General features: G+C 49.9%; 3 protein-coding genes. All 3 read right to left on the reverse strand.

Annotated features, from left to right (window positions below; all coding sequences use genetic code 11):
• Positions 1–109: 109 nt before the first annotated feature.
• Entirely contained in the window at positions 110–1,297 is a 1,188-nt protein-coding gene (locus tag ACIQ2L_RS13500) for a DUF3419 family protein (protein WP_396159702.1), read from the reverse strand.
• Positions 1,298–1,342: 45 nt separating this feature from the next.
• The gene (locus ACIQ2L_RS13505) at positions 1,343–1,777 is read right to left on the reverse strand and encodes a hypothetical protein (protein ID WP_396159703.1); all 435 of its coding nucleotides are present in this window, start codon (positions 1,775–1,777) and stop codon (positions 1,343–1,345) included.
• 551 nt (positions 1,778–2,328) lie between these two features.
• On the reverse strand, positions 2,329–2,968 hold a 640-nt coding region (locus ACIQ2L_RS13510), incomplete at its 5' end, for an Hsp70 family protein (protein WP_396159705.1).

Below are 2,968 nucleotides of genomic sequence, written 5' to 3' on the forward strand. Positions count from 1 at the left end.
TGAACCATGCTATGTTCTGTGATTTGGCACTTGGAGTGGAAAGTACAGCGATAAAGCGTACTGTGATAAAGCGTACTGTATTAAAGCTTATTGTGATAAAACGACAGGATTAAGCGACGAGATCTGCAATACAGCAACTGCCGTAGGTGTGAACCCGATCCAACTGATGCAGTTTATTGGCAAGTTCCGTTTGGTACTGCAGGAGTTCGTTCAAGCGAACAGTTTCGCCGTTCTTCTTCACCATAACATTATCGATAAAGTCCGTTCGCAATCCACCTGATCGCCACAGAATTCGAGTACCTGGCGCCGCTCGCAACAGGATCGCTTGCCACTCTGATTCGAGCCATGGGAAGTAGTAGTCGCTGAGCCAATCCATATGATCCAGCAGGATGAATCGATTGATCGGCGCGTCATTCTTTTCTAGGAATCCCTGGACTGAATTCGTATGGACATGCAATCCATCCAACAACCCGTTCTTTAGGCGATCAAAGTTTGCCTGTCGTACATACTCGGGACAACAGCTAGCTGTGTATTTTCCTGTTACGTATACTCTCCAAAAGTAATTATCCTGGATGGGTAGCTTTCTAAAGACGGCCTCAATCGAGTCTTCGATGAACTTTACGATCCCGCCTGGATACTGCTGATCGATCTGCCGTCTCTGTGCTTTTGGAACACCCAACATGCTTAATGTTGTGTCTCGATTCATGGCGAATCGCAACGATTTTGACCAGATTTTGTGGTAGACCTTGTCGTAGATCTCCTGCTGATCCTGTAGCGTGGGAGCCTCCAGAAGCTGCAGAACTTCTTTCCGGCAACGAGCTACTTTCTGCATATAAGTGCCAATCATCTTGGCGAACGCACCGGATGTCCCACGAAAGAAAAAGGACTTCTTTGGGTGATCAAAAAATTTGATCCATCGATCCCAATACTTTTGAGAAAGTGGGGAAAGGGACTTTCGAAGATGAGCTGCATAAATGGATTCGACGTTCGGAAGTCGCCCCTCGCCGAACATCTGAAAGAAACGCTCGTAATCCAAGTTTCGAATTGCGGATGCCTTTAGCTCCAAAAGAGCATTCTGGCGAGGGTTCATGTCGACCGCATGAACCTTTCCCGCACCAGCCAACAGATAGTCCAAGGCGTTACATCCGGCGGATGTTATCACCATCACCGTATCGTTTGCCGAGAAGTCCATCGCTTGACGATCGAGTCGCGGATCTTCCCAGCAGGTGTTGTAGACAAGATTATTACCGTGGACGAATTGAAACACTCGCCCGCTAACCCACTCACTGATGGCCATAACTTACAGAAAGACTTCTAACGCAATATCGCGATAATTGGGGAACTACTTCTTTTTATTGCCCGGCGGGTTGCCACCGGCTGGTGGATTTCCACCCGCAGGTTTGTTTCCTCCTGCACCAAACGGATCTTGTGCAGCACCTGGGTTCGCAGGCGGAGCGTTGGGATTCGCAGGAGCATTTGGATTTGCACCTGGCGCTCCTCCAATTCCATTTTTTCCTCCAGCGGGAGGTGGAGTCGCCGGCTTCTTCACACCGCTCTGAGGCTCACGAACAACACCTCCTCCAACAAAAATGATCTGGCCACCCTGCATAGCACTCGACGATTCCATTGTTCGATTCCATGGAATCGTATAGGCAGCGAAAAATCCACTTTTCGTATCGACAACATACACCAACGAATTTGCTGGCCTGACGTTTGTTCCCGCGCCTACGGGAATCGCTTGACCGGATACCAGAAGATATTCAGGATTCTTGCTCATACCCAAAACAGGCTGCACATTTGTCATGAACAAACCGCCGAATGCTCCTTGACGCGGATAATAAACCCAGCACTTCAGATCACCCGTGTTGTAGTCGAGAGCGAAAAATCCCTCGGAGTCATCGTCAATCCAACCGGTACATACTGCAAGATTGTTGCCACCATGGGTCGCCGTCGCACGAAGCAACTCTGGTGGAATACGATCGTTAGGAATTCCGAAAGTCGATGAAGCAACTGAGGGCTCCGATGGACGGGCTGTCAACGTAGAACGACCTAGCATAAACCCGAGACCGCCAATCAACGCGCCCCCAACACATGCTATGGTCAGACCAACCAACATACCAATGGAATAAGGGCTGAGTCGGCAGCACGATGATCCATTGGATTCCGATTCAATCACTGGCAATTCAACTGACATATCCTCGTCACCTCACCTCAAGAACTCCGAACCCACAAAACAAAAGCTTTGCTGCAACCCCGCACACATTTCCATAGTTTAGCGGATCGACGCCTTCAAGTAGACCCCATCAAAAAAAATTTGCCGACAACCGATTAGCTGTTGCAGAGGAACAGGGATTCGAGCCAATCTCTCCATTGCCGGATGGAAACGACGTCCATCAATGGTTCATTCAAAGGCGAAACGGGAATTTGATCATTGCCGGCTGGCCAAGCTACCGTTCCGATCCAAAGCCCGCTTTGGTCCACTTCCAGCCGCAGTTGGAGTGGATCCGCTTCGCTGCGATTCTTGAAACAGGTCTGCAAGTCGACCTTTCCAAGCTTATTCCATGTGGATTGACCGATCCGAGACCCCTCCAGGAACTGCAAGGTAGGTTGTCTTTTTCCTTCTCGCGTGAATCGCAGCGTTCGGCTAACACTACAAGGAAGGGGTGTCGCTCGTGGCACCAATACCTTGGGAGGAGCGAGCATATTGTCGTCGTCATGCATCAAGACGGCGAGATCATAGCTGGTGCTGCTCACCGCATGCGGAATACTCCTGTCCATAGGAGGCATCAAATACTCGGCTTGTATTGCAGCTCCTCTGGCAATGTCGGAGGAGTTGAGGGGAATCAACGGCGCATGCTCTCCCACGACGGCGGATAATTCGGCCTGAATGGTAGGCATCCAGCGAACGTCTCCAATCATGAGAATGGAATCAATTTCAGAAGGATCCACTCCTTCTCTTTGCAGCAAC

Origin of the sequence: Flavobacterium sp. (genome assembly GCF_044369455.1) — a bacterium.
Taxonomy (GTDB): domain Bacteria; phylum Bacteroidota; class Bacteroidia; order Flavobacteriales; family Flavobacteriaceae; genus Flavobacterium.

Coding starts and splice junctions, on each gene's coding strand:
- ACIQ2L_RS13500 (WP_396159702.1), bottom strand. CDS start 1,297: ATGGCCATCAGTGAGTGGGTTAGCGGGCGAGTGTTTCAATTCGTCCAC.
- ACIQ2L_RS13505 (WP_396159703.1), bottom strand. CDS start 1,777: ATGAGCAAGAATCCTGAATATCTTCTGGTATCCGGTCAAGCGATTCCC.